Source organism: Bacillus sp. FSL K6-0042 (assembly GCF_038006685.1).
Lineage (GTDB): Bacteria > Bacillota > Bacilli > Bacillales > Bacillaceae_G > Bacillus_A > Bacillus_A pseudomycoides.
On the sequence record NZ_JBBOVS010000001.1, the window covers coordinates 1913725 to 1938745 of the forward strand.

Below are 25021 nucleotides of genomic sequence, written 5' to 3' on the forward strand. Positions count from 1 at the left end.
CAAATAAAACCATTCCGTCCAAACATAACAACGCATACCTTTGTATATACATTTTGATTTTCCAACATATAAGTCGCGGCTATGCATACAAAAAGAGCCTTGCACTCATTTTCTCCCTTTGTCTTCACTTGGCATGGAGCTCAAAAAGGATCTGACCGCTTCTATGCTTGGCCCGACGCTCTCTCCCACCTAAAAAGAATGGTTTTCTGTCAGTTTTTCAATTTGTATTCATATATTTTTAAACACCCTTTGAACACTATAGGTAAAGCGTCGTGTCCCATAAACCTAATTATTAATATGCTATAACAATCGCAATGGAAAGTAGGTGAAAAGAATCAATGTGCAGTAATTTTCTTATCTCTACTCCTGCTGAACCAAAAGTTGTCCAACCACTGGAACAGGAATTCAGTATTAGTGCAACACTTTACGGTGCACAGGCTTGGTCGGCTGATAGCGATACCTTTTTTCAAGAAATTTGGAAATCTACCCTGTTTGCATCCACCTCTCAGCCTGACGATGCTGTCTATCCACTTGGTATTCTAAAGATTATCAACCTCTCTTACGACACAATAACAGTTGTAACATCAAAAAAATTAAACAGTAGACTGGAGATTACAGTTCCACCGAATTCGGAAGCCATACTTTCTTCCAGTTCTTTATCCGATGTCCAGGCTAGTACAACTGGCAGAGCAAGTACAGTCAACTTTCTCTTTCATATCTTTTTTTCTCGCGAACCAGCTAGAACTTCCCTCATGCCATTACAGAAATAACAAAAAGGTAATCTTCCCTTTAAATTCTTCTATATTTTTCAACCAGAATAAGGTAATCATTACCATGACACATAAAAGGATTTGTTACATGAAATGCAAACACATAAAGTGAAACTTTAATCAGTGAGGGTTTTCTTCATCCCCCACTGATTATTAGCCCTCACCAATCGGGCTTTTACGGGCAGTTAGTCCCCCACCTATCTTCCTCGTTTCTCTCTAAATCTTGAGGTGGGGGTCTTACTGCCGCGAATAGCGGGATAAATAAAAAAGGTACACCACCATGATTGTTGATGTACCTTTCATCTCTACAACATAAAAAGTGATAATGCCTACTCCTTTGACTTTATAAGCTCAACATTATACGTCTCCACATCATTCAACTCTCCTGTATAATATGGATTTTCACGATACCACGACTGCTTTAAAAAGTATGATTGTATATCTTTCGTTTGAAAAACATGCCCATGCCGAGCATATATTTCATTTCTCGCGATCCGCAATTGTTCTTTTGTTAGGGACTGCAGCTCTACATTTGTTAACTTACGAATATGACTATCAGGAAAGAAAAATCCGTTATATACATATTTTGTTGTCACAGTTGATGGAGAAGAAGATGTTTCTTGTTTTTCAGGCTTCTTCTGAAACGAAAGTGTATAATATTGACTTGTCGCTATATTTTCCACCTTTGTTTGTTCTTTTCCATTTGCACCTTCTTTTTCTAAATAAATAGAGACGCTTCCATCTGTAGCTACTGGTCCCCACTTAAATTCTTCTCCCACCAATGTCGTAATCGATTTCTGATTGGCATATAATGTTGCTCCCGCTACATTTGTTTGAATGGTAATGTAGTGACCTTTTAACGATAAGTCAACTGTTACATTATTTTGATTTTGTTTCATAAGTACAACCTTTTCTTCACGCGCTAGCTTCACATAATCGTTTTTAAACTCTGATTGAAACGTTTGAATACCTGGGAAAAATGGTCCATATTGCTTTTCAAACATTTTATCAGTTGTCTTATCTAAATCTTTTCCATTTATTTTTAACAATGCATCTTTTTCATTCGTAAGGAGCGTTGCATAATAGGTTTTTGCTTTCAATTTATATCGATCAAATAGAAAGAGGTATTTTCCATCCTTCGTTAATACAAAATCTACTTTTTCTACATCATTTTGCTTCTTCTTTTGCTGTTGTATAGAAGCTTTTAAATCATTAACATAGGACGGATATTCTTTTATATACGAAAACAACGGTCTTACACTCTCTTTATCTACTACAAATTGTGGGTCATCTGTTGTAACAATATCAATTAGTTTTTCCGTATCTCTGTCTTGTAAAATCGTAACCATTCTATCAATTTGTGCTTGTGCAGAATAATACTTTGTTCCATACAGGTATGCTCCGCCAAAACCAACAATAAAAAGAATGACAACCCCAATCCATATTTTCTTCCCCTTGCTTATTTTCTTTCGTATCTGTGGTTCCTTTTCGTTCCCTACTCGCCGATGCTCATCCCTTCTAGCCCCACACCTTTGACAAAATCCTACGCCATCCATTAACTGTGAACCACATTTTGCACAAACGTTCATCCATTCATCCACCTTTTCATTAGAAGTTTGTTAAACCTCCAGTTAAGGTATCAAGTATTGTTTTTATATAAGACCAAAGCACAATCCAGCTCGCAATTGAAATCAAAATATTTGCGATAATAAGTGTATATACTGGATCTAATCCACCTCTGTCTAACTTTAATATTGAAACAATTGTGCAAACACTCATACATATCACAGCAAGGCTTATAAATAACGGTAGTAGAAAAATTAATAAAAAACTAAATAAGAGTGCAATAACAAGGACAGCGACAGCTGGTGTCGATACTGTCCCCCACACCCCTAGCGTTTCTAAAAAAGAAAAAGATGATTTCATGAGTTTTCCACTTACAAAAATGATAAATCCAATAAAAAGAAATAAAATTAAGAAATAGAAAAAGACTTTAACAGATTCTCCAAAAAAAGAAGGGGTTGCTTCAGGTGCAAATCCAGCGCCTCCTATAATACCCGTTGCAATTAATGCAGTCGCACTCATCATCCGATAAAACATACAAGCAAATAAAAAACAAATGAGAACAAGACTTGTAATCCCATTCCTTACCTCAATATGTCCACTTTTCATAATTGCGGCCGGAGATTTTAATGCATTCTTAAAAAACTGAAAATATCCACTCGCAAATTGTTTCGCCTGCTCTACCGTTTCATTCGAACGATTCTCCTGGACAGGTGCTGGTTGAGACAACTGCTGTTCCCCTTGTTCTGCATGATGTTCTACAACTTGCTCTGTAAGTGAATGCCCACAATTACCACAAAATTTCGCTTCACTTGTATGCTCAGCTTTGCACTCTGGACATGTCATCCTATCATCTCCCTTGCATGTATCTTCTAAGCCGTTACAGATTCAATATATGTACGAGGAGAGGAAACATGACTACAAGAAAAAGTTATATATTCTATACTTTTCCACCATATATATTCTGGTAATCTGCTAACAAAATGTTATTATAAAAAATACCGAAAACCTAAATTGATAAAGTGAAACTTTAATTAGTGGGGGTTTTCTTCATTCCCCACTGATTATTAGTTGAACGCATCGGGCTTTTACGGGATAAAATAAATAGATTGGACGAAGATTATGGAACTAGCATACTCAATTTTTCATATACTCCTTACAAGTTTGATACAATTATTTTCTTTAATCGGTATCATCATTTTGGTTGGTTTTGTATTAGGTTATTTAGAATCTCTTACACGAACATATTGGATGAGAGCTTTTGGTAGAAAAGGTTTCCTTTTAACAGCGTGGATTGGTGTTCCTATTCATGAATTTGGGCACGCTTTTATGTGTTTATTATTCAGGCATCAGATTATAGCAATCCAACTGTTCCCAACCAATACAAATAACGGCTATTTGGGGTATGTAAGGCACCAATATAATCAAAGAAGTATATATCAAAGAATAGGGAATTTTTTCATCGGAATTGCTCCTATTTTTTCAGGAATGATTACATTAGTAATCTCTATGTATTATTTCGTACCACAGTCTTATTCCTTATTTATAAATGCTCTTAAAACAAATGCTCAAGCTGCTTCTATCAATATCGACACGCTGCAAAATATTTTCTTATCATCCATACTTTTATTAAAAAGCCTTTTTACAGTTAGCAACTTATTTAATCCTTTGTTTTGGCTTTTTCTTTTCATCGCAATTTGTATCTCTACACATATTGCCTTGAGCAAACCAGATATAGAGGGCTCATTAGATGGAATCATCACTATGTTCATTCTCCTATTTCTGTTTAATAGCATAGCAAGGCTTTTTCATTATGACAGTAATCAGCTAATAGGAAATGTAGTGAAATACAATACGTACTTACTCGCTTTCTCTAGCATAGCCATACTATTTTCATGTATCGCTGTATTCATCAGCTTTATTTGCTACAAAATTAAAACAGCTAGTTCGAAATGAACTAGCTGTTTTAATTAATTCTTCGTCTTATAATTGCAATGCTCCACAGGAACACGTGCATGTCCCTCTTCATCCGTACACCAAGACTGCGATTGAAACGCAAGAAAAATTCCTGCCCATTGCTGCTTTTTCTCAAAGTGGATTAATATCCCACCGTCTTGCCATGTACCATCATCATTCTTCCATTTCTCCACATTTCCTTGATTCATATGAATATCATGTATGCCGTTACCAGGTTTAAAATGAAAATATCGATCAGGCGCATTATCTTCCGGTCCCCATCGTTCTCCAAACGCATAAATAATTGCCTTTTCCTCTATTGCTCGTTTTATATAGTGTTCCATTTTTTCATTTAAATCATTATCCTGTCCTGACTTTTCAGGTGGCAGAGGGATCATCTCCTTCGAATCGAATAATTGTCCTCGCACATAATCTAACGCAATTCTCGGCTCATTATTTTTTATTTCCGTAAAACCAAATGGTAATGTCGGTAAAATTGTAATTGCTTCCGATCTAATATTTTCACTTGCAAAATATAAAACTTCTGATGGATAACTTTGTGATTTTACATTGATTGCGATCCGATACTCTACTTCAGCCTCCCCTTGCAAATGAACTTGATAATGAGGTGTCTTCCCTTTTCCAATCATAGATTGTAGTGCTGTACCTTTTAGGACTCCGTAGTTTTTTAAGGGCATGGGATCATCTCCTATTCATTGACTTAAAGCTCTTACTACTTTACAAATTACCCTAAAGCAAAAGAAAATCCTTCTAGAATAGAGGATTTTCTTTCAAACTTCTCATTGTAATACATACCACCCGGCAACCTCCACCACCACAATCAACACCGCTCCAAAAATCATAAGCGTTGTCTTCTTTAACAATTCATTCTCACGATACCGGATATTACATAAATAGGCCCCGAGTGTAATCCGTGATGGGCAAGCAATTGTCGCTACAGAAGAAGCTGTATTTTGAAGGGTTGTAACATATTGCCACGGAAGTCCTACATTCTGCGCTGTCTGCATTTGTAGTTTAATAAACATCGCATTTGATCCTGCGTTACTTCCCGTCAGAAAGCCACCAATTCCACCGATGAAAGGTGCTACAAAGACAAATAATGTTCCAAATGTTTGCCCTGCTGCGTCCGCTAATAATGTGTGCATACCCGCTGCACCCATTAATTCTGAAATCGCAATAAACATTGTCGTTGTAATTGCAAACGGTATCCATTGTTTGATCGTTTGAGATAAAGATTGTTTTATTATAGTAGATGGAATTCGAAAGAAAATGATGGCAAATAAACACGTAACACCAAGCCAAAAACCTGGTGAATACAATAGTTCTAGTTTGTAAGAATATGATGGTAAGTCGAGAACTGCATAAGATTGTAGCGTATGATGTAGAGACGGAATGAGACGAGATAGTAAGATACAAACCGTTAAAAATAAATAAGGACTTATAATTTTTAAAATAGAGGCTTCTCGTTCTACAGTTGCCGCATGTTCTGATAACATCTCCTTCCCTTGCCTCGTTGTTATTTTAATGATAAGAAAGCCAAATGTAATTGTTACAATCGAACTTAAAATCCCAGCTAGTTCAACACTTACGTATGCATTAGAAAGATAGATTGATATAGAAAATAAGAGAAAAAAACCGAACCCTTCCTTCCATTTTCCCTTCACTGCTTGCCAGCCGCCAACTACATACAAAGAAAGTATGACAAAGTATGCGAATATCGGAATACTTAATAATGCTGTACGAGATCCTAAGTTTACTAATGGCATGTTGATAAGCTGTGATCCAATAATCGTTCCTGTTGCCATTGCTCCCCAGGAACTCGCCAATAAACCGATAAACGATAATAAAACTGCTTGAAATGGCTTATAACCTAGCGAGAGAAAAATAGGAGCCGCTACCATAAAACCAATTCCAAATCCGCTCACTGATTCGATAAGTGGACAAATCCCAAAACACATCAAGAGCATTTGTAATAATCGATCATGTGTAACTTGTTCCATAAATCGCGCGACTTGATTGATATACCCCATTTTGTTCATCAGGTGAAATAAAAAAATACCAAAAAACAAAACATAGCCTACAATAAAACAAATTAGTCCGCCCTTAAATGTCGCATGCATCACCTCACCTATTTGCAAGCGAAATATCGGTGTTAGTAAAACGATTCCACCGCATACAATATAGGAAATTAACGATGCTTTAAGTGATGTTTGCTTAAATACAAATAAACAAATAAAAATCATCATAATCGGAATAAGGGCTAACAATACAGCCATACCATCATCTCGTTTCTTATAAGATACAATTGTAACTATTATATAACAGTTGACGGAATATTCAATTCATTTCACAACAGTTTTTTACTATTCTTTATCAAGTAAATGATCGAAAAAACGATACACTACAAGAAATACTATATTTCTCAAAAGGGGTTTTAGATATGAACAAAGAACAATTTTGGCAGCTGATTTCAGAAATGAATCAAAGAGAGGAAACGAGCGAATCGAATGAAGAGTATGTTTGCGTATGAGAAGATGACAAATGCAATTCTCAGTCGTGCAGATAAAATGGGCGTGGCTGTCTTTCAAGTGAATCCCGCCTACACTTCGATTGCAGGGAAAATGAAGTATATGCGGAAATTCGGTATCTCTATTCATCAATCCGCAGCTTTCACGATTGGACGCCGAGGGTTAGGATATAAAGAGAAAGTGCCCCAGGTGCTGCAGTCTTATATTCCAAAGAAAGAGGCGCACCACTGGAGCCATTGGCATCAATTAAACAATCGATTGGATATTCGTACGCCTCATTTCTATCAGTTATATGATGTGAATCAACCGAAAGAAGCGTTACAAATCGAGTGATTAGACTTATTTGAAAGTGAGAAGAAAAAACTAGCAAAATGATTTACATAAAGAAAAAAGAGCACCTTGTCCCAGTCTCTTACGCTTATTACCAGAGCAGATAACAAGTCTAGGAACTGGATGCATGACAAGGTGTTCTACGCCTCGATATAAGAACAAAGTAGCTATACCTATTTTGTTTTCCTAGGAAGACCGAATGGGTCGTCTCAGGGACACTACGGAACTTCTATATCGTTGTATCCTCTTTGTTGAACGAGGGGAACTGTTTTTGCTAGGGCCGAAACAGGAGAATCCCCCACCTCAAAGCTCGTGTAGAGGTAGGTGGAGGTAGTTCAATGTGCCACGGCTTGTTTGTTTTTTTTCATAGTTCTCATGGATTCTGCTACTTTAACCATCACGGAACATTCTACTCTCTTACGGAAGATGTCACAGCTAAAATCGTAGATTCCATTGATGGAGCCGGTTGCGTGCAATGCGTTGGCAGGGCAACCACCACTGCAGTAAAGTTTCGCCCAGCAGTCCTGACATTCTGGCTTCGAGTAGCAACTGCTCTCTTTAAATTGACATTGCATCTCTTGTTTTGTAATCCCATCCCAAATGTTTCCCATACTGTATTCGTTATCCCCGATGAACTGGTGGCAAGGGAAGAACTCGCCCCATGGTGTGACAGCGAAATATTCGGTTCCTGAGCCGCAGCCAGAAATTCTCTTTTGGATGCAAGGGCCTTCTGAGAGGTCAAGCATGTAATGGTAGAAAGTGAATCCATTACCTTCTTCCTCACGCTTTAGCATTTCCTGGGCGAGAATTTCGTACTGGTTGTAAATATCTGGAAGGTCCTTTTCGGTGAGTGCATATGGTTCCCGCGGATTACAGATGACCGGTTCCATCGAGAGCTTGTCAAAACCAAGATCTGCGATATGAAAAATGTCATTGGTGAAGTCAACGTTGTTATGAGTATAGGTTCCACGCACATAGTATTCTTTATCTCCACGCTTTTTGACGAATTCTTGGAACTTCGGAACGATATAATCATAGCTCCCCTTTCCAGTTACTGTTTTACGAAGGTGATCGTGGACTTCTTTTCTTCCATCAAGGCTCAATACGACATTGTACATTTCTTTATTCAAAAAATCAGTGATTTCATCGTTTAGCAACATGCCATTTGTAGTAAAGGTAAAGCGAAACGTTTTTTTGTACTCTTTTTCTTTACTTCTTGCGTAAGCGACAATCCGTTTTACAACTTTCCAGGCCATGAGCGGCTCTCCCCCGAAGAAGTCGATGTCGAGATTTCGGTGATGACCGGAGTTTTCCAATAGGTAATCGATAGCTCTTTTGCCAACTTCATAACTCATAATCGCTCTGCTTCCATTATATTTTCCTTGGCTGGCGAAGCAGTATTCGCATGATAAGTTACATGTATGTGCAACATTGAGGCAGAGGGCCTTTACATAAGTTTGGCGATTTCTTAAATCAATTGAGAGACTCTTATATTCATCCTCAGCAAAGAGTTTCCCATCATTTTTTAGCTCTTCGATATCTGCAATGGTTTCTCGAATGTCCTTCTCAGAGATATCGGAATCATGTACGTATTTTTCTAGCATCATTGTTATGATTTCTTCTGCAGCAGTAGTCTCATAAAGCGTGATGATTTCATAAGCGAGGTCGTCAACAACATGTACTGATCCACTGTAGGTATCGAGTACGATGTTGTATCCGTTTAATTTATATTGATGAATCATATTTAATAATCAAACTCCTTTTATCTATAAAGTAAAGCTTCCGTTAATGGGGCTTTTACTTCTTGTTCATGCGGGATAAAAATGGCCGCCCATCTGGGAAGCAGTTGGGCGGTACGTTTCTCATTTCCTATCTGTTCATTATGTTTTCACATTTTTGATTTGCAACTCCGCAAGACGTCTTGCAAGCTGATTGGCAAGATGTTTGACATGCACCACAACCACCATGTTTTACTGTATCTGTCAGTTTACGAGTACTTAGTGTTACGATTCTTTTCATGACGTATAACTCCTTTTAAAAATATTTTTAAGAAACAACCTCAACATTTGTGAAGTATTTCACATTAAAAACTACAATTTGTGAAATACTTCACATTAATTCCAGTAACAATTTTAACAACACCTTTGGTTTACGTCAATCATTCTTGATGTTTTCATATTAGTTTGGGAATCAACTGTCCGTAAAAGCCAATTCGCTCAACTAATAATTAGTGGGAGATGAAGAACCCCCCCACTGATGTGAAAGGCCTTAATGGTTTGAAACTTGCTCATATAATATAGAGGCCCCTTAACAGGCAGCCTCTTCTTCTTATTTCACTGCAGCAATCAGTTCACAAATTTCCTCTTCTTTTTCTTTTTCTAACAACTCAATTACCTTACTTCCCACAACCACTCCATCACATACAGTAATCATCTCTTCTATTTGATTAGTTGTTGATATTCCAAATCCAGCAACTACTGGAAGATGTACATGTGCTTTTACTTTTTCTAAGTAACTATGAATTTCTTGCTTAAAGTCACGTCTAACCCCAGTGACCCCCGCTACCGTTACCGCATAGACAAACCCTTGCGATTCACTCGTAATTTTTTCAATCCGTTCAACCGGACTCGTTACGGTAACAAGTGGAATAAGAGCAATATTTGCATCCCGAAGGAGGGGTGCAATAATATTCTGTTCTTCATACGGCAAGTCTGGAACGATAATGCCATCAACACCAGCTTCCAGACAACTTTGGGTAAACCGTTCTTTGCCAAATGCTAAAATTGGATTTAAGTAGGTCATAAGTACAAATGGAATGGTTACTTCTTGTCTTACTTCCGCTAATGCTTGAAAGATTCCTCCGAGCGTTGTTCCACTATCTAATGCTCGTTTTCCTGCCCTTTGAATTGTTGGTCCATCTGCAACTGGATCAGAAAAAGGGATACCAATTTCAACAATACTCGCTCCTGCTTCATCTAGAAAACGAATTTGCTCTTTTAACTTTTGTAAGCCGCCATCTCCCGCCATTATATAAGGGATAAATGCTTTTTTTCCATTTTGAAATGCCGCTGTAATTCTTTCTACTCCCATCGTTTACACCTCTTCCATATAACGTTTTATACTTTCCACATCTTTATCACCACGACCTGATAAACAAATAACAAGCCCTTCATCTTGCTTCATTGTAGGTGCGAGTTTTAATGCATACGCCACTGCATGGGAACTTTCTAATGCTGGAATAATTCCTTCTTTTTTCGTTAGTAACTGAAATGCAGCCAGCGCTTCGTCATCTGTAATTGAGTGGTAGGAAACACGGCCAATATCTTTTAGCAAGCTATGTTCTGGTCCAACTCCAGGATAATCGAGCCCTGCTGAAATGGAGTGTGCCTCTTGAATTTGCCCTTCTTCATTTTGAAGGAGATACATCATAGAGCCATGTAAGACGCCAACGCTTCCTTTCGTTAATGTTGCTGCGTGCTTCTCTGTATGAACCCCTTTACCTGCTGCTTCTACGCCGTAAAGAGAAACTTCTTCATCGTGTACAAACGGATAAAACATGCCCATCGCATTGCTACCGCCGCCGATGCAAGCAACAACCGCTTCTGGTAATTTCCCTTCTAACGCTTCATATTGCTTCTTCGTTTCTTTCCCGATTACACTTTGGAAATCACGTACAATTTGCGGGAATGGATGCGGTCCAAGGACAGATCCCATCACATAGTGCGTATCGTGCACATGTGCAACCCAGTAGCGAAGCGCTTCGTTTACTGCATCTTTTAACGTTCCACTACCTGCTGCAACGCTTTCCACTTTCGCTCCTAATAGTTCCATTCTGAAGACGTTTAACTTTTGACGTTTTACATCTTCTTCTCCCATAAAAATGACGCACTCTAAACCGAGTAAGGCACATACCGTCGCCGTTGCAACCCCGTGCTGTCCAGCTCCTGTTTCAGCTACAACCTTTTTCTTACCCATTCGTACTGCAAGAAGCGCTTGCCCAATTGTATTATTAATTTTATGGGCTCCTGTATGGTTTAAATCTTCACGCTTTAAATAAATTTTTGCTCCTTTGCAATACTTTGTGAGATTTTCAGCAAAATAAAGCGGTGTCTCCCTTCCAACATACGTTTGTAAATAATGCTCTAATTCTTGTTGAAATGCTTCATCTTGCATCGCTTCTTTATATGCTTCCTCTAATTCTAAAACGGACTGCATAAGTGTTTCTGGAACGTAACGTCCTCCGTATATACCGTAGTGACCTTTTTCATCTGGATATGCATATTGCATATTTAACACTCCTTCGCTTTTATAATAAATTGTTTTATTTTTTCGCTATCTTTCTTTCCATCCGTTTCCACTCCACTGCTGACATCCACCATATATGGCTTAACAGTTTCAATTGCTTCTGTAATATTTCCAAGATGTAATCCACCAGCTAATATGCACTTTTTACGAACTGTATTTGGCATACGCTCTAGTAACTGCCATGAAAATGTTTTTCCGTTTCCACCATGAAATTTGTCTTTCGGACTATCAAATAAGATAAAATCAGCTTCATAATTTGTTGCTTGTTTTATATCTTCGCTCGAATGTACACCAATCGCTTTTATAGACGGAATATTCAATCTTCTAATGTGATGATTTCCTTCATCCCCATGCAGTTGTACATGTGTTAAACCACAATCATTTACGATTTTCTGAATGACCTCTACCGATTCATTTACAAAAACACCAACTTTCATTACATCAGCTGGAAGCTCACCAATAATCTGTCTTGCCTTTTCAGGCGCAATTTCCCTTTTGCTTTTCGTAAACACAAATCCAATCGCATCTGCGCCATATTCACACGCTTTCTTTGCTGTTTCTACATCGGTAATGCCGCAAATCTTCACTTTCATGTTATCACCTTCAGCGATTGGAAGAAGTCTCTAACAGAAGGTGCAGTCATCAGCGCTTCCCCAACAAGAATTCCTTTTGCACCAGCCTGCTTCACACGTACGATATCTTCTTCCGTATGAATACCACTCTCACTAATCCAAAGCATATTTTCTTCATTCAATCGTTTCCCTAGATTTTCTGTCGTACTCAAATCCACTTCAAAAGTTTTCAAATTGCGATTGTTTATTCCTATCACATGAGGGTTTAGTGCTAACGCTACCTCTAATTCTGCCTCATTGTGGACTTCTACAATTGCCTCTAATCCTACTTTTTGCACGTATGCATATAACTCTTGTAACTTTTGCTCTGGTAGTGCAGCAACGATAAGTAAAATGAGATCCGCTCCCGCTTCGTACGCCCGGTCAATTTGAATCGTATCGATAATAAAATCTTTACATAGAAGTGGAATATTACTATTTGCTCGTGCTGTTTCTAAATCTTGAAAAGATCCTTTAAAAAACTGTTCATCCGTTAAAACAGAAACTGCTCCGGCACCACACTCTTCATACATTTTTACTTGCTTTGGTACGTCTACATGTAAATGAATATCTCCTTTAGATGGTGAAGCTCGCTTCACTTCAGCAATGACAGTGAAGTTTTGCAGTGCCTCTACAAGAGAGTGTGACTTCCGTTGTTTCTTCACCGGCGTATATGTTTCGTGCAGCGCTTCTACCTCTTTTTTCTTCTGCTCAACAATCTTGTCTAAAATGGTTTCCACTTAGTTCACCTTCTCCAATCTTTTATTACTTGCACTAATTAATAGATTCAATTTCGATAACGCTTTTCCAGAATCTATGCTTTGAGCCGCAATATGAATTCCTTCTTGCATTGTCCCTGCTTTTCCACTTGCAAAAAGTGCAAGACCTGCATTGAGTAGAACCGTATCACGGTATACACTCTTTTTCCCCTCTAGTACTTGCAGTGTAATATTCGCATTTTCTTTTGCATTCCCGCCTCGTATTTCTTCATTGCTCACACGAGAAAATCCATATTCTTCGGGAATAATACTCTCTTCTATAATTTTGTTATCTTTTAAAATCACTACATGATTTTCCCCTTGCAGAGATGCTTCATCTAAAAATCCACTTCCATTTACAACGAGCGCTTGTTTTCTACCAAGCTTTCGCAATACCTCTGCTACTGGCAACAACATATCTCGTTTGTATATACCAACAAACTGCGTTTCTAAATCAATCGGATTTGTAAGAGGGCCAATTAGATTAAAAATGGTCGGTACATTTAGCTCTTTTCTTATTTTCATAATGCGTTTAAGTGCTGGATGCATAGCTGGTGCAAATAGAAAAGCAATGCCGACTTTTTCTAATAAATAATCAATTTCTTTTGGTGTACATGCAATATTGACACCAAGTTCTTCTAATAAATCCGCACTCCCTGTTTTACTAGAAACCGCGCGATTCCCATGTTTCGCCACCTTTACGCCAGCCCCGGCAAGTACGAAAGCAGATGTTGTACTAATGTTGAATGTTTGTGCACCGTCTCCGCCGGTTCCACAATTGTCCATTGCTCCTTTTATATGACTTGCAAATGGTAATGCCTTTTCCCGAAGAGCACGAACGAGACCATATATTTCATTCGAAGTTTCGCCCTTTGCCTTTAACAATGCTAAAAAAGCTGCAATTTCACTTTCTAATATATCTTCACTTAAGAGTGCAAGGCCTGCTTCATACATTTCCTGTTCCGTTAAATCTTGTCCTTCAACTAATTTCCGAAGATAACTATTCATACTCGCTCCTCCTCTTTCACACTGGATAAAAATGCACGGATTAATTTCCCGCCCTCTTCCGTCGCAATTGACTCTGGATGAAACTGCAATCCGAAGAGTGGATAATAGTTATGGCGAACCGCCATGATTTCCCCATCATCCATCGCTGTTGCTAATACATCAAAACATTTTGGAATCGTATGCTTCGCCGCTACGAGTGAATGATAGCGCATCGCAGTGAACGGCTGTGTGACATATGAAAATATTGACGTACCATTATGTTTTACACGTGATGTTTTTCCGTGTTTAATGTGCTTCGCCCCCACAATTTCCCCGCCAAATGCTGAAACAATCGCTTGGTGTCCGAGGCAAATGCCAAGAATCGGAATTTGTTTATAAAAATGTTGAATTACCTGGATGCAAATCCCTGCATCCTCTGGTTTTCCAGGTCCTGGCGAAAGAATAATTGCTTTTGGTTTCATTTCTTCGAGTTCTTGAATCGTCACTTTATCATTTCGCAGGACAACAATCTCTTCCTCATATGCCCCTAACAATTGATACAAGTTATAAGTGAATGAGTCATAGTTATCGATGAGTACAATCATTTCATTACCTCCAAAAGCGCCTTCGCTTTATTTAACGTCTCCTCATATTCAGCAATTGGATCTGAATCATAGACAATGCCAGCTCCCGCCTGCACATATGCTTTCTGGTCTTTGACAACCATTGTGCGAATCGCAAGCGCCATATCAAGGTTTCCAGAAAAAGCTATATATCCTACCGCACCGGCGTACACATTTCTTTTTTCAGTTTCTAATCCATTTATAATTTCCATCGCCCTAATTTTCGGTGCTCCAGATACAGTACCAGCCGGCAAACAATACGCTAATGCGTCAAAACAATCCATTCGTTTTCGCAATGTTCCGTAAACTTCAGATACAATATGCATCACATGTGAGTACTTCTCTACTTGCATATACTTATCTAGCCCCACGGAGCCGACTTCGCTCACCCACCCGATATCATTTCGCCCTAAATCTACAAGCATCATATGTTCTGCACGCTCTTTTTCATTTGCTAAGAGTTCTTTCGCTATCTCTTCATCCTCTCCTTTTGTTTTTCCACGTGGTCTTGTTCCTGCGATTGGATTTGTCATCACTTTTTCATCTCGTACAGAAAGTAAACTTTCCGGTGAGGAACCAAGTACAACATAATCTTGGAAATCAATATAAAACATATACGGTGATGGATTTGCAATCCGAAGTTTGCGATATAGTTCAAATGAATCGCCTATAAATTCACTTTGCAGACGCTGAGATAACACAACTTGAAAAATATCACCAGCTCGAATGTATTCTTTTGCCTTCTCCACCATGTTGCAAAACTTTTCTTCTGTTATAGAAGAAGTAAAGGATAAGGAAGGCTGCATTTCTGTCACTTGTTCTTCTTTTCCATGTAAGACGTCTTGTTTATATGCCTGTAATCTCTCATACACTTCTTCAAAAGAGTCTGTATCATCTTCTCTGTATACATATACAAACGATAATTTTTGACGTAAATGATCGTATACAATAAACGCGCGGTACAGTAATACATGAACTTCTGGAATATTTATCGGGTCGAACAGTTCTCCTCCAATATCTTCATATTGCCGAATCACATCATAACCAATATATCCAACTGCTCCTCCGCAAAATGGAAATGGACTTTCCACCCCCGATGGCGCAAGGGTCTTTTTCAATACTTGTAATACATTTTCTTCTATCTTTTCAGTCCTACCATTTATCGTAATCTCTACCGCCGCGCCTACACTTTTGATTTCTCCGTATGGATCACATCCTAAATAAGAATAACGTCCCTTATCTTGATGAAGCTGCGAGCTTTCGAGTAAAAATTTTTTCTCACCTTTCATCTGGCGATATAAAGCAATTGGCGTTACACTATCTCCTTCTTCTTCATCAATTACCAAAAAGGATTTTCCTTGTCTCTTTTGCATATTAAATTGTTCTTTCGTTATCATGTCTGTCACCTCACTATTGGAAATAAAAAAAGTCCTCTACATATCGAAATATGTAGAGGACGATAAATTCACCGTGGTACCACCTCTTATTGGATGCAGAAGCATCCCGCTTTATTCAGGTACAAATATATACCTTATCCTTGTAACGGCGGAACCCGGGTTGCCTACTTCTTTCGGTTCAGCATACCTCTCGTAAGCCCATTCCGCATATGGTACCGCACCGGGCTCCCACCTATCCCCGGCTCTCTGGAACGTCTCCAATATACGTACTCTTCTTACTTAAACGATTTAGTTTATTCAGCTCATTTATTTTTATACACAAAAAGGGAGTACTCATCCTATAGAAAGGACGGGTACTCCCGTGGTGCCACCTTAATTCGTTACAAATGTAACGCACTTTAACGTATCAAAATATAATACGTGTCTCTTGTATCGATGAGATCATGTCGCCAAAGCCTACTTCTTTCGGTTCGGTTTGGAAGCTCCGAAGGCCATTCCATATTAATTCCATACTGATTCGCACCAACCATCAGCTCTCTGACATGTTCATAATACGTACTCTTCTTCATCAACGCTTGCATTTTTTAAGTTGAAATCATTATATTCCTTTCCTTTTTCATAAGTCAATACTTTTTTAAAATTTTTATTTATCTCTCCATTCAATATTATATTGACAAAACAACCTGTTTCTATGTAAATATAATAAATACTCTATTAAAATTAAGGTTTTTTGTCAGAAAATTATATATTCTAAAAATAAAACATTGTCAAAAAACGCTTACATTTCAGAAAATTCGTATTTGTATATGGATTTTCTGAAATAATCATGATAGATTATAATTATGCAAAGTTCATCAAAAGACATTACAAAAGGAAGGGGAACTACATGAATTCGCAGATATTAGTTTTAATTTCTATCTCTATTTACATGCTCGGGATGTTAGTCATCGGCTATTTTGCTTATAAACGAACATCCAACTTAACAGATTATATGCTTGGCGGGCGTACACTAGGCCCCGCAGTAACAGCATTAAGTGCTGGAGCATCTGATATGAGCGGTTGGCTCTTAATGGGCTTACCAGGTGCGATGTTTAGCGTTGGATTAAGTAGTAGCTGGATTGCGATTGGCCTAACACTCGGCGCCTACGCAAACTGGGTCTATGTCGCACCTCGCTTACGTACCTACTCTGAGATTGCAAACAACTCTATTACGATTCCAGAATTTTTAGAGCATCGTTTCCATGATGCATCTCATATGCTACGTCTTGTTTCTGGACTTGTTATTATGATCTTTTTCACATTTTATGTAGCTTCAGGATTAGTTTCAGGCGCTGTATTATTCCAAAATTCATTTGGCATGAATTATCATGTTGGATTATTCATTGTCGCAGCAGTTGTTGTAGCCTATACATTATTTGGTGGCTTCTTAGCTGTGAGCTGGACAGACTTCGTTCAAGGAATCATTATGGTAGTTGCTCTTATTCTTGTTCCAGTCGTAACAATTATGAATGTAAATGGTCTTGGACCAGCATTTGATACGATCAAATCAATTGATCCAACATTTTTAAATATTTTTAAGGGGACCTCTGTATTAGGTATTATCTCATTATTCGCTTGGGGCCTTGGTTATGTTGGACAACCTCATATTATCGTTCGCTTTATGGCCATCTCTTCTGTCAAAGAAATCAAAAGCGCACGCCGAATTGGTATGAGCTGGATGATTTTCTCTGTGGTAGGAGCTATGTTTACTGGTCTTATCGGTATTGCTTACTATTCAAAAGAAGGATTAAAGCTATCGAATCCAGAAACAATCTTCCTAGAACTAGGGAAAATTTTATTCCACCCACTCATTACTGGATTTTTATTAGCAGCTATTTTAGCAGCGATTATGAGTACAATTTCATCTCAGCTTCTTGTTACATCAAGTGCGGTAACAGAAGACTTATATCGAACATTCTTTAAACGTTCTGCATCTGATCGCGAGCTTGTATTTGTCGGTCGTATGGCTGTTCTTGGCATTGCACTTATTGGATGTGCATTAGCATTTAAACAAAACGACACAATCCTAGCGCTTGTTGGCTATGCTTGGGCTGGATTTGGTTCTTCATTTGGTCCTGTCGTTTTACTAAGCTTATACTGGAAACGTATGACAAAATGGGGCGCGCTAGCTGGTATGCTTGCTGGTGCTGCAACTGTTATCACGTGGACACAATTTAAGTTTTTAAAAGATTTCCTATATGAAATGATTCCAGGTTTCACAGCAAGTTTACTAGCAATTGTTATTGTTAGTTTACTAACAAAACCTTCAAAAGAAGTTGAAAAGCAGTTCGAGGAATTTGAGAAAATTGCATAATATTTTTAGACTAGGGAACCTCCGCTTTCATCATAACAGCGGAGGTTCCTTTCTTTTACTCACCTTTCGACAATTTCCTCTTTGAATTTAACAATTTCTTTATATTTCGTTAAATTTATCATAACACTACTTCGTTATAGTATGAGTATCGACACTCATACAGAAAGGGGAATAACGATTGATGGCATCACTAAGACACCAAAATACAAAAAACTTTTCACCTATCACAAATACTTCTTGTCCAAACATACAATCAAATTCACCTCAAATCTCACTTGCTCCTTCTGTTGTATCTGTAATTGGTGTGCATATACAAAAAAACAAACTAAAAATAAAAGTAGGACAAAACGCTGAATTATCTGTCTTTGTACTCCCAATTCAAGCAACAAACCAAGAGCTTATATGGAAAAATATGAATCATGACGTCATAGCAGTTTATGCAGATGATAACAAAGCAATCATAACTGGAATGAATCCTGGGCGAGCTGTCGTAATCGTAACAACTGCCGAAGGAAAATTTCGTGATTTATGTATCGTTCATGTTTATCCTTTTATAACAAATCCAAAATAAAATCCCTTGCTAACACGTTTATCAAGACCTAATTTTATAAAATGTTTTAATATAAATCTCTTCAACATATTATATATGTCTAATATGTTGGGGGATTTTATTATTTACATTCGTTCTTCGTTATATGGGGTCCCACCACATTGCTATCAAGCTAAGGTTGCGCCAGGGAAACTTCAGAAGAAAAGCTCACTCCTTATATAAAAATAGATAAGGAGTGAGCTTTTTTTGGCTATCGATAATGATAGGTTAATTTTACATGTATACGAGATTTATCATTATTCATCATGAATTTTTATTGATGGTATTTTTATATATATTTACTCATAAGAATGGAACTAGCTTAGTATTTACTGGGGGGATTAAGAATGAATAGGGATGAAACCTCATTACATCCTGATACGGGTGTTACGTCTGTAATGTTTGTTGAACGATCATTAAATGAAATTCGTTTTTGGTCTAGAATTATGAAGGAGCATTCTTTTTTTCTCCGATTGGGGTTTAGATGTGAGGATACTCAATTAATCCAAGAGGCTAATCAATTTTATCGATTGTTTGAACATATCGAACAAATAGCGTATTCCTATACAAATCAAACAGATCCTGAGCAAATAAAAAGATTTAATTCAGAAGTACAACAAGCTGCAACTAATATTTTTGGATTTAAACGAAAAATTCTAGGATTAATTCTCACATGTAAATTGCCAGGACAAAATAATTTCCCACTGTTAGTTGACCATACAAGTAGGGAAGCTAATTATTTTAGAAAACGTTTAATTGAATTAAATGAAGGTAAATTAGATGCCCTTCCTGATGCTATTATTAAAGAAAATGTGTTCTTTTTAAGGATTATGGCAGACCATGCTAAATTTATTGGTCATCTTCTTGATCCATCGGAAAGAAAGCTTGTAGATACAGCCCGGAATTTTAGCAATGATTTTGATGAATTGATGTATCAAGCAATTGACTTAGAATCTATGAAACCACAATCCCAAACAGTTCCTCTTTTAGATCAATTTTTAGATCAAAATCGTGTGTCAGTTACATCTCTTCGGGATTTTAAGAAAACGGCACGTGATTTAATTGAGCAATGTAAAATAAAGAGTATCATTCATCCATTATTAGCAGATCATGTTTTCCGTGAAGCTGATAGATTTCTTGAAATAATTGATATGTTTGATGCTCATCTTACAAATATTAAATCACAATCTAGATAGTAGAAGATAAGGAAAGATACTATTTTTCCTTAAGCTGAGAAGTTAACAATTTATTGTTAGCTTCTTTTCCTTGTGATAGATTCATACATTATTTTATTAAATATTCCCAAAGGGATTTTTAACCCCTTTGTTTATAGTCTTTTGAATGTATAATTTCTTTTTATAAATTGAGGATATTAGGAGAATTGACGGGAAGGCAATGGTTTCGGGAATTTGAAAGTAAACTAATATTCAAAAGTTTACATTCGTATTTATAATAAATAAAAAGCACTTTTTAATGTTTTAAAAGTGCTTTTAACTTGATGTTGATGTGAGGAAACTTCAAGTATGTAGAAATTAAAAAAAGTCCCTTCATAATGCTAAAGGGACTTTGCTCACACAAATGATCTGCAAATCAATTCATCTTTGATATACAGATCATTTGTATGATAATTTTTATAAATAATTGCGGGATAATGAACTTACATTACTGCTTTTAAAAGCTCTCCTACTAATGGGATGATTCCACCTAAGAATGATAAAACTGCCATTGCGATTGCCATATTATTTCCTCCTCTTATTTCGTATTAAGATATGATAATTTTTATAAATAATTGCTAAATAATGTACTTACATAAATGCTTTTAAAAGTTCTTGAACGAATGGAAGTGCTCCACCTACAAATTTTAAAACTGTCATTGCAATTGTCATATTATTTCCTCCTCTGTTGTTGATGCTAAGATGTGATTTATCTTTATGCTTTTATTATAGTAAGCGCTTACATTTATATCAATATATTTTTATATGTAATATTGCATATGAGGGTAAGGTCACGAAATATCATATTTTCGCATTAGGAGTAGGACACACATTTTAACGTTTTTATACGCTAAGGGATTCTCAAAACTCCATAACACGAGTTGAATTGAGAATTTGATTTAAAGATGAGTTTTGAGACACTATTTAAGCTCTTTTCAGCACCTTTTACATTGAAGTGCATTTGTCTCAAATACCTACTGGTGATATCGCTTAGAGTAGTAAAATCAACGTTTTCTCATGTCGAATTTTGCTTAGCGTATATTTTCGTTAAAATGTTGGCGGTACGCCATTAAGACATGTATTGGAAATTAATTGTTTCCTTGGGTCCTACCACATCGCTATCAAGCTAAAGTTTTGAAGTATCCCCAAAACGAAAATTTTGTGGCTTTTATAACAAAAAAATTTATTTATATCGTTTTTGGGAAGGTTATTCTGATTGGGTTGGTGGGCATAGGGTACTATTCCTAAAAGACTGCAAAACTTGATAATCTGTTTGCATAAAAGCTCCTTTTTTTATGAAATATACAATATACCATCAATCTGTGATTTTAAAAACACAAATAAATTTAAAATATTTTTTATTTTATTTAATTATATATTGAATAATTTTTAGGTTGAGTTTAATATTATTAAAGCAAGGGGGTGTTTTTTTATGGAAAGAGAAGAAATCCCTTCATGGGTTCTCTCGTTAGATAAAGAGTCTTTAGAATTTATTAGAAAGTTTATATTGAATTCTGGCTCTTTAAAAAATATGTCTAACTTGTATGATGTTTCTTATCCAACAGTACGTGCCAAATTAGATAGGTTAATCAAAAAGATTGAAGTACATAGTAAAGAAGATGATGTAGAGTTTGTAAATATGATTAAGGGATTTGTTATTGATGAACGAATTAGTCTAGACATCGCTAAAATCATCATAGAAAAATATAAAAAAGAAAGGGATGTTTAATTATGAGTCCTGTAGTTGGAATACTAGTTATTATTGTTATTATAGTTACTCAAATCTTTTTATCATCTCGAAAAAACCCTTATTTAGGTGGAATTCTTCCTGTAGCATACATAGGTTTTATTAGCTTCTTTTTTAATAAACTACTAATAGCTAAAGGTGATTATTTTTCTACATGGATAATGATAATAGCTGGTTTATGCGGATTTTTAAGTATATGGGCTTCAGGAAGAAAACGTTTTAAAAAAAAGAGACAAAAAGAATTAGATCTAATTGAGTTACAGAATCTCTAATTTTAAGAGATCTTTTTGTTAAGGTCTCTTTTTCGTTTTATAAAGCAACATGAGATATTATCACATTATCAGAAAACCTAATGTAAATTAGTATCCATACAACAAAAAAAACGCCATCCTTTCTGTATATTTCTACAAAAAGAATAGCGTTTTTGAGGTCAAATTAATATGAATTTATATTGGTTTAATAATATTTTTTAAATAAATCTTCTTGTAAAGTTTAATTTTTGAGAAAGGCATTATAATTTATAAGGGTTATTTTTTGTTAAACTTTCCAATTCATTTTTGAGGGAAAGCTTAAGACTTTTCTTTTTCTTTTCAATGGATGTAATCTTATGAAAAGTCAAGAAAGATAACATAGAGAATAACTTATAATATATTTCTGTAGATCCGTTCTTATTATTTGAAATAATTTGCTCCATAGTATAGAATCTCCTTTTTTAATACAGTCCTGTTTCTAATTTCAATACTTGGTTATTATTTTACCGATTTTATTTGAAAGCTTCTACATTACTAATTATTAATTCTTGATAATTTGCACTCTAATTCTATATTTACCTTTGACAGTACAATTTTTTTCGTTTGGGGGATACTTCAAAATGTTAAGTTGATGGGCATGGGGCGGGCCCCCGTTAAGACTTAAAAAACTAACTTCCTGTAAGTGTTTTAAAAGGTAAAAAACAGCTATTTTCAGCACAAAAATAGTGCTATTTCCAAGAGGGATTTTTTACTTCTCTTTAGGATAGCACTACACTACATTAAATAACTTTATTGTCATTTTATACGTCTTTCGTTTTTCTTTTAGAACAATGCTTTAATAAAAATGTTTTATAAATTTACGCATATTTAGGGGTTAGCCCCTTGCTTCGCTCCCCCAATCTTTGCCTCACACCCAAAAATAAGGGAGCAGATCCTACTTTCGTCGATTCATGGTAACCCAAGTGGCTGTAAACAATATCATTAATAGTATTACAATGATATACAATCCGGTTTGAGGTATCATGATACCAATCATTACGCCCATTAATCCTCCCATTGCTCCTGCTACAATCCCGTTTAATATGAGGATCATATCTTGAAATGGAAAACTGATAATACCACTAACAAAAACACCAATCAGGAGTCCTAAAACATAGGCCGTACTTAGATGGTGACTCATAATGGCTCCAATAACTACACAAACTGTCATTGTAGAAACCATTCCTAAGGACATCGGAAGTGAATGGACGATTATATTAGATTGTTCATTGAATTTGTATAAACGATTTCGTTGCTTCCAGAGTGTAAAAATAATATGACAAATGAGCAGTGCACAAATAAATAAGATAACAACGGCAAAGAGCCACGATATACCCACAGTATTCATATGGTTCATTTCATGTCCCAATTATATTTCCCTCCCACTTGGTATTTCAGGCAATATTCGGGTTTTTTTGAGGTCCTTTCTGCCCTATTAAATATATATGTAAAACATTTTCGGGAACTGCTTTACAATTGCAATCGTTATTGTGTCCGCCATTTGTAAGGCTTCTGCTTCAATTTTGTCAAATACAGTAATACTGGATTTAAAATCACCTTGGAGCATAAGTACTGCCTCCGTTTTAGTAAGTGTCAGATGCTCGAAAAACATTTTTTGGAATCCCTCTCTTGAAATAAAAGGATTTATTCTATTTAGAAATTGGGAAATTTCAGCTCCATTTACGTACCACTTTCTCTCGGCAGCCGTTGCAGTCTCTTGATTGCCGGCTTTTGCAGCTTTGACAAGTTCCGCAGCAATTACCAGGTGTTCCCTTATTAAGTTGTTGTACATTGTTGCTATTTCATTTCCATAATAAGGTTTTAGCAAATCCCCCATATCTACAGCATTGCGAAGTAGACGAGCGGTAACAACGTCTATATCTGGTAAACCAAAAGCTATGCTAATGATTGTCATCCTAGTCCAATATACATGTTGTTCCCAAACTGAACGCATAGAATTACTTAAATTAACTTTCTGTTGCGTATAAACAAGGTTGCCTCCCCCATGACATTGATGGTTATGGTCACACCTACAATTTTCTCCACACTGACAATAGGGATTCAAACAAGCTGAATTGGAACAATTACGTTGATAATAAGGATAACCACCGGAATATCCTTGTTCATTTTGCCACATCTTTATCCCCCCGAAAAACTTTAATTTCCATAAAAATATAGGTATTTATAGTCATCATCAAATGTAATTTTTAGCTGATTTAGAATTGCAAGAAGAAGATAAAACGGTGTTGAAAGAAATCAGGGGAATGTAGATTTAGGATGTTCAGATATTGGTATGAGTCTTAGGAGACATTATATTGATATCTTAAAGTCCATGCAAGAGTAGATAAAATTCAGAGAAAATATAGCTTATCCAGACCTAAATTGAAAAAAGATAGATAAAAGACATAACATATTGGTCGTATAAAATATGTTATGTCCTTTCTTTTTCAGCTTATCCCCCTGTTAACTTAATAAAAAAACATTAAATCTTTTCTAAAATTGATTTAACGAAAGCAGTTTTCTCTTCTACGTATTTATTTTTATTATTTTTATTTAACTTTGCTAAATTAAGTTTGAGCTGTTCATAATCAATTCTTGCTTCATCGTCAGGGTTACTAGTTTCAGAGATAATGAATTTATGATTCGCGACAGCGTGAGAAATCCTCGGCGTTTCAAGAATACCAGTTAAATAATAATGAATGTTTAAAATAATTTTGGATCTCGCTATAAGTTCATTTCTGAGAATTCCCCATACATTGCTTTTAAAAATAATATTTAAATCTGGTGCAAGCTTTTTTAACTGATCAAAAACTGCTTTACGGCGCTCATTCATAGCACCGATAAATAATACATCAACGTCTTCAGAGATAGGCTTTATAAAAGTATCTGTTTTAAGTTTGCACCACCGATAAAGTTGGCTTCAATTTTTTGTCCCAATGGAAAGATTGTGAGACACCGCTCTGGTATCCACTGGAGCGG

24 protein-coding genes, 1 pseudogene and 2 other annotated features are annotated in these 25021 nt (G+C 36.4%); of the genes and pseudogenes, 8 read left to right on the forward strand and 17 right to left on the reverse strand.

Annotated elements, in window-relative coordinates; genetic code table 11:
• Window positions 1-338 precede the first annotated feature (338 nt).
• Window positions 339-770: a hypothetical protein gene (locus MHH45_RS09960; protein ID WP_088093976.1), complete on the forward strand. Its 432-nt coding sequence runs from the start codon at window positions 339-341 to the stop codon at window positions 768-770.
• 329 nt (window positions 771-1099) lie between these two features.
• Here MHH45_RS09960 and MHH45_RS09965 read toward each other — a convergent pair whose 3' ends face one another.
• Window positions 1100-2359: a TcaA 3rd/4th domain-containing protein gene (locus MHH45_RS09965; RefSeq protein ID WP_088093975.1), complete on the reverse strand. Its 1260-nt coding sequence runs from the start codon at window positions 2357-2359 to the stop codon at window positions 1100-1102.
• 19 nt (window positions 2360-2378) lie between these two features.
• Entirely contained in the window at window positions 2379-3179 is an 801-nt protein-coding gene (locus MHH45_RS09970) for a zinc ribbon domain-containing protein (protein ID WP_088093974.1), read from the reverse strand.
• 276 nt (window positions 3180-3455) lie between these two features.
• On the opposite strand from MHH45_RS09970, the gene MHH45_RS09975 reads away from it, so the two are divergent.
• Window positions 3456-4289, forward strand: a complete 834-nt coding sequence (locus MHH45_RS09975; protein ID WP_088093973.1) for a hypothetical protein — start codon at window positions 3456-3458, stop codon at window positions 4287-4289.
• Between the two features lie 14 nt (window positions 4290-4303).
• Here MHH45_RS09975 and MHH45_RS09980 read toward each other — a convergent pair whose 3' ends face one another.
• Together MHH45_RS09980 and MHH45_RS09985 are read right to left on the reverse strand one after the other, a co-directional pair.
• Entirely contained in the window at window positions 4304-4987 is a 684-nt protein-coding gene (locus MHH45_RS09980) for a DUF2278 family protein (RefSeq protein WP_016113842.1), read from the reverse strand.
• Between the two features lie 102 nt (window positions 4988-5089).
• Window positions 5090-6586, reverse strand: a complete 1497-nt coding sequence (locus MHH45_RS09985; RefSeq protein ID WP_088093972.1) for an L-lactate permease — start codon at window positions 6584-6586, stop codon at window positions 5090-5092.
• A gap of 231 nt (window positions 6587-6817) precedes the next feature.
• Here MHH45_RS09985 and MHH45_RS09990 point away from each other — a divergent pair, with 231 nt between their 5' ends.
• Window positions 6818-7171 (forward strand): transposase, encoded by a 354-nt coding sequence (locus MHH45_RS09990; RefSeq protein ID WP_088093971.1) that lies wholly within the window; start codon window positions 6818-6820, stop codon window positions 7169-7171.
• 332 nt (window positions 7172-7503) lie between these two features.
• Here MHH45_RS09990 and scfB read toward each other — a convergent pair whose 3' ends face one another.
• From scfB to trpE, 9 genes are all read right to left on the reverse strand, one after another.
• The gene (gene scfB / locus MHH45_RS09995; protein ID WP_088093970.1) at window positions 7504-8910 is read right to left on the reverse strand and encodes a thioether cross-link-forming SCIFF peptide maturase; all 1407 of its coding nucleotides are present in this window, start codon (window positions 8908-8910) and stop codon (window positions 7504-7506) included.
• Between the two features lie 127 nt (window positions 8911-9037).
• Window positions 9038-9187 carry a six-cysteine ranthipeptide SCIFF gene (scfA, locus tag MHH45_RS10000; RefSeq protein WP_016113838.1) on the reverse strand — a complete coding sequence of 50 codons (150 nt, stop codon included), beginning with the start codon at window positions 9185-9187 and terminating at the stop codon, window positions 9038-9040.
• Between the two features lie 309 nt (window positions 9188-9496).
• A complete protein-coding gene (gene trpA / locus MHH45_RS10005) occupies window positions 9497-10258 on the reverse strand; it encodes a tryptophan synthase subunit alpha (RefSeq protein ID WP_088093969.1) in 762 nt (253 codons plus the stop codon).
• Window positions 10259-10261: 3 nt separating this feature from the next.
• On the reverse strand, window positions 10262-11455 hold the full coding sequence (gene trpB, locus MHH45_RS10010) for a tryptophan synthase subunit beta (protein ID WP_088093968.1): 1194 nt from the start codon (window positions 11453-11455) through the stop codon (window positions 10262-10264).
• Window positions 11456-11457: 2 nt separating this feature from the next.
• Window positions 11458-12066 carry a phosphoribosylanthranilate isomerase gene (locus MHH45_RS10015; protein WP_088093967.1) on the reverse strand — a complete coding sequence of 203 codons (609 nt, stop codon included), beginning with the start codon at window positions 12064-12066 and terminating at the stop codon, window positions 11458-11460.
• Entirely contained in the window at window positions 12063-12824 is a 762-nt protein-coding gene (gene trpC / locus MHH45_RS10020) for an indole-3-glycerol phosphate synthase TrpC (RefSeq protein ID WP_088093966.1), read from the reverse strand. The genes MHH45_RS10015 and trpC overlap by 4 nt, the downstream gene beginning before the upstream one ends.
• Window positions 12825-13850 (reverse strand): anthranilate phosphoribosyltransferase, encoded by a 1026-nt coding sequence (gene trpD, locus MHH45_RS10025; protein ID WP_088093965.1) that lies wholly within the window; start codon window positions 13848-13850, stop codon window positions 12825-12827. It lies immediately after the preceding gene.
• Window positions 13847-14434 (reverse strand): aminodeoxychorismate/anthranilate synthase component II, encoded by a 588-nt coding sequence (locus MHH45_RS10030; RefSeq protein WP_016113832.1) that lies wholly within the window; start codon window positions 14432-14434, stop codon window positions 13847-13849. The genes trpD and MHH45_RS10030 overlap by 4 nt, the downstream gene beginning before the upstream one ends.
• Window positions 14431-15849: an anthranilate synthase component I gene (trpE, locus tag MHH45_RS10035; RefSeq protein ID WP_140386014.1), complete on the reverse strand. Its 1419-nt coding sequence runs from the start codon at window positions 15847-15849 to the stop codon at window positions 14431-14433. Before trpE ends, MHH45_RS10030 begins: the two co-directional genes overlap by 4 nt.
• Window positions 15850-15901: 52 nt before the next feature.
• Window positions 15902-16142: a binding site (T-box leader), on the reverse strand.
• Between the two features lie 49 nt (window positions 16143-16191).
• Window positions 16192-16430: a binding site (T-box leader), on the reverse strand.
• Between the two features lie 305 nt (window positions 16431-16735).
• Between trpE and putP the strand changes: the two genes are divergently transcribed.
• From putP to MHH45_RS10060, 5 genes are all read left to right on the forward strand, one after another.
• Complete coding sequence (gene putP, locus MHH45_RS10040; RefSeq protein WP_016113830.1) at window positions 16736-18202, forward strand: sodium/proline symporter PutP; 1467 nt, start codon at window positions 16736-16738, stop codon at window positions 18200-18202.
• Between the two features lie 181 nt (window positions 18203-18383).
• Window positions 18384-18773, forward strand: a complete 390-nt coding sequence (locus MHH45_RS10045) for an Ig-like domain-containing protein (RefSeq protein ID WP_016113829.1) — start codon at window positions 18384-18386, stop codon at window positions 18771-18773.
• A 365-nt stretch (window positions 18774-19138) separates the two neighbouring features.
• Window positions 19139-19987: a DUF2935 domain-containing protein gene (locus MHH45_RS10050; RefSeq protein ID WP_016113828.1), complete on the forward strand. Its 849-nt coding sequence runs from the start codon at window positions 19139-19141 to the stop codon at window positions 19985-19987.
• A 1450-nt stretch (window positions 19988-21437) separates the two neighbouring features.
• Complete coding sequence (locus MHH45_RS10055) at window positions 21438-21734, forward strand: DUF2089 family protein (protein ID WP_016113827.1); 297 nt, start codon at window positions 21438-21440, stop codon at window positions 21732-21734.
• A gap of 2 nt (window positions 21735-21736) precedes the next feature.
• Window positions 21737-22024 (forward strand): hypothetical protein, encoded by a 288-nt coding sequence (locus tag MHH45_RS10060; RefSeq protein WP_016113826.1) that lies wholly within the window; start codon window positions 21737-21739, stop codon window positions 22022-22024.
• A gap of 239 nt (window positions 22025-22263) precedes the next feature.
• On the opposite strand, the gene MHH45_RS10065 is transcribed toward MHH45_RS10060, so the two are convergent.
• The 4 genes and pseudogenes from MHH45_RS10065 to MHH45_RS10080 form a co-directional block, all read right to left on the reverse strand.
• The gene (locus MHH45_RS10065) at window positions 22264-22446 is read right to left on the reverse strand and encodes a hypothetical protein (protein WP_016113825.1); all 183 of its coding nucleotides are present in this window, start codon (window positions 22444-22446) and stop codon (window positions 22264-22266) included.
• A gap of 491 nt (window positions 22447-22937) precedes the next feature.
• Window positions 22938-23411 (reverse strand): hypothetical protein, encoded by a 474-nt coding sequence (locus MHH45_RS10070; protein ID WP_016113824.1) that lies wholly within the window; start codon window positions 23409-23411, stop codon window positions 22938-22940.
• Between the two features lie 66 nt (window positions 23412-23477).
• A complete protein-coding gene (locus tag MHH45_RS10075; protein WP_016113823.1) occupies window positions 23478-24179 on the reverse strand; it encodes a TCR domain-containing protein in 702 nt (233 codons plus the stop codon).
• A 345-nt stretch (window positions 24180-24524) separates the two neighbouring features.
• Window positions 24525-24941 (reverse strand): annotated as a pseudogene (locus MHH45_RS10080) (glycosyltransferase family 1 protein); the annotation flags it as partial.
• Between the last annotated feature and the right edge of the window lie 80 nt (window positions 24942-25021).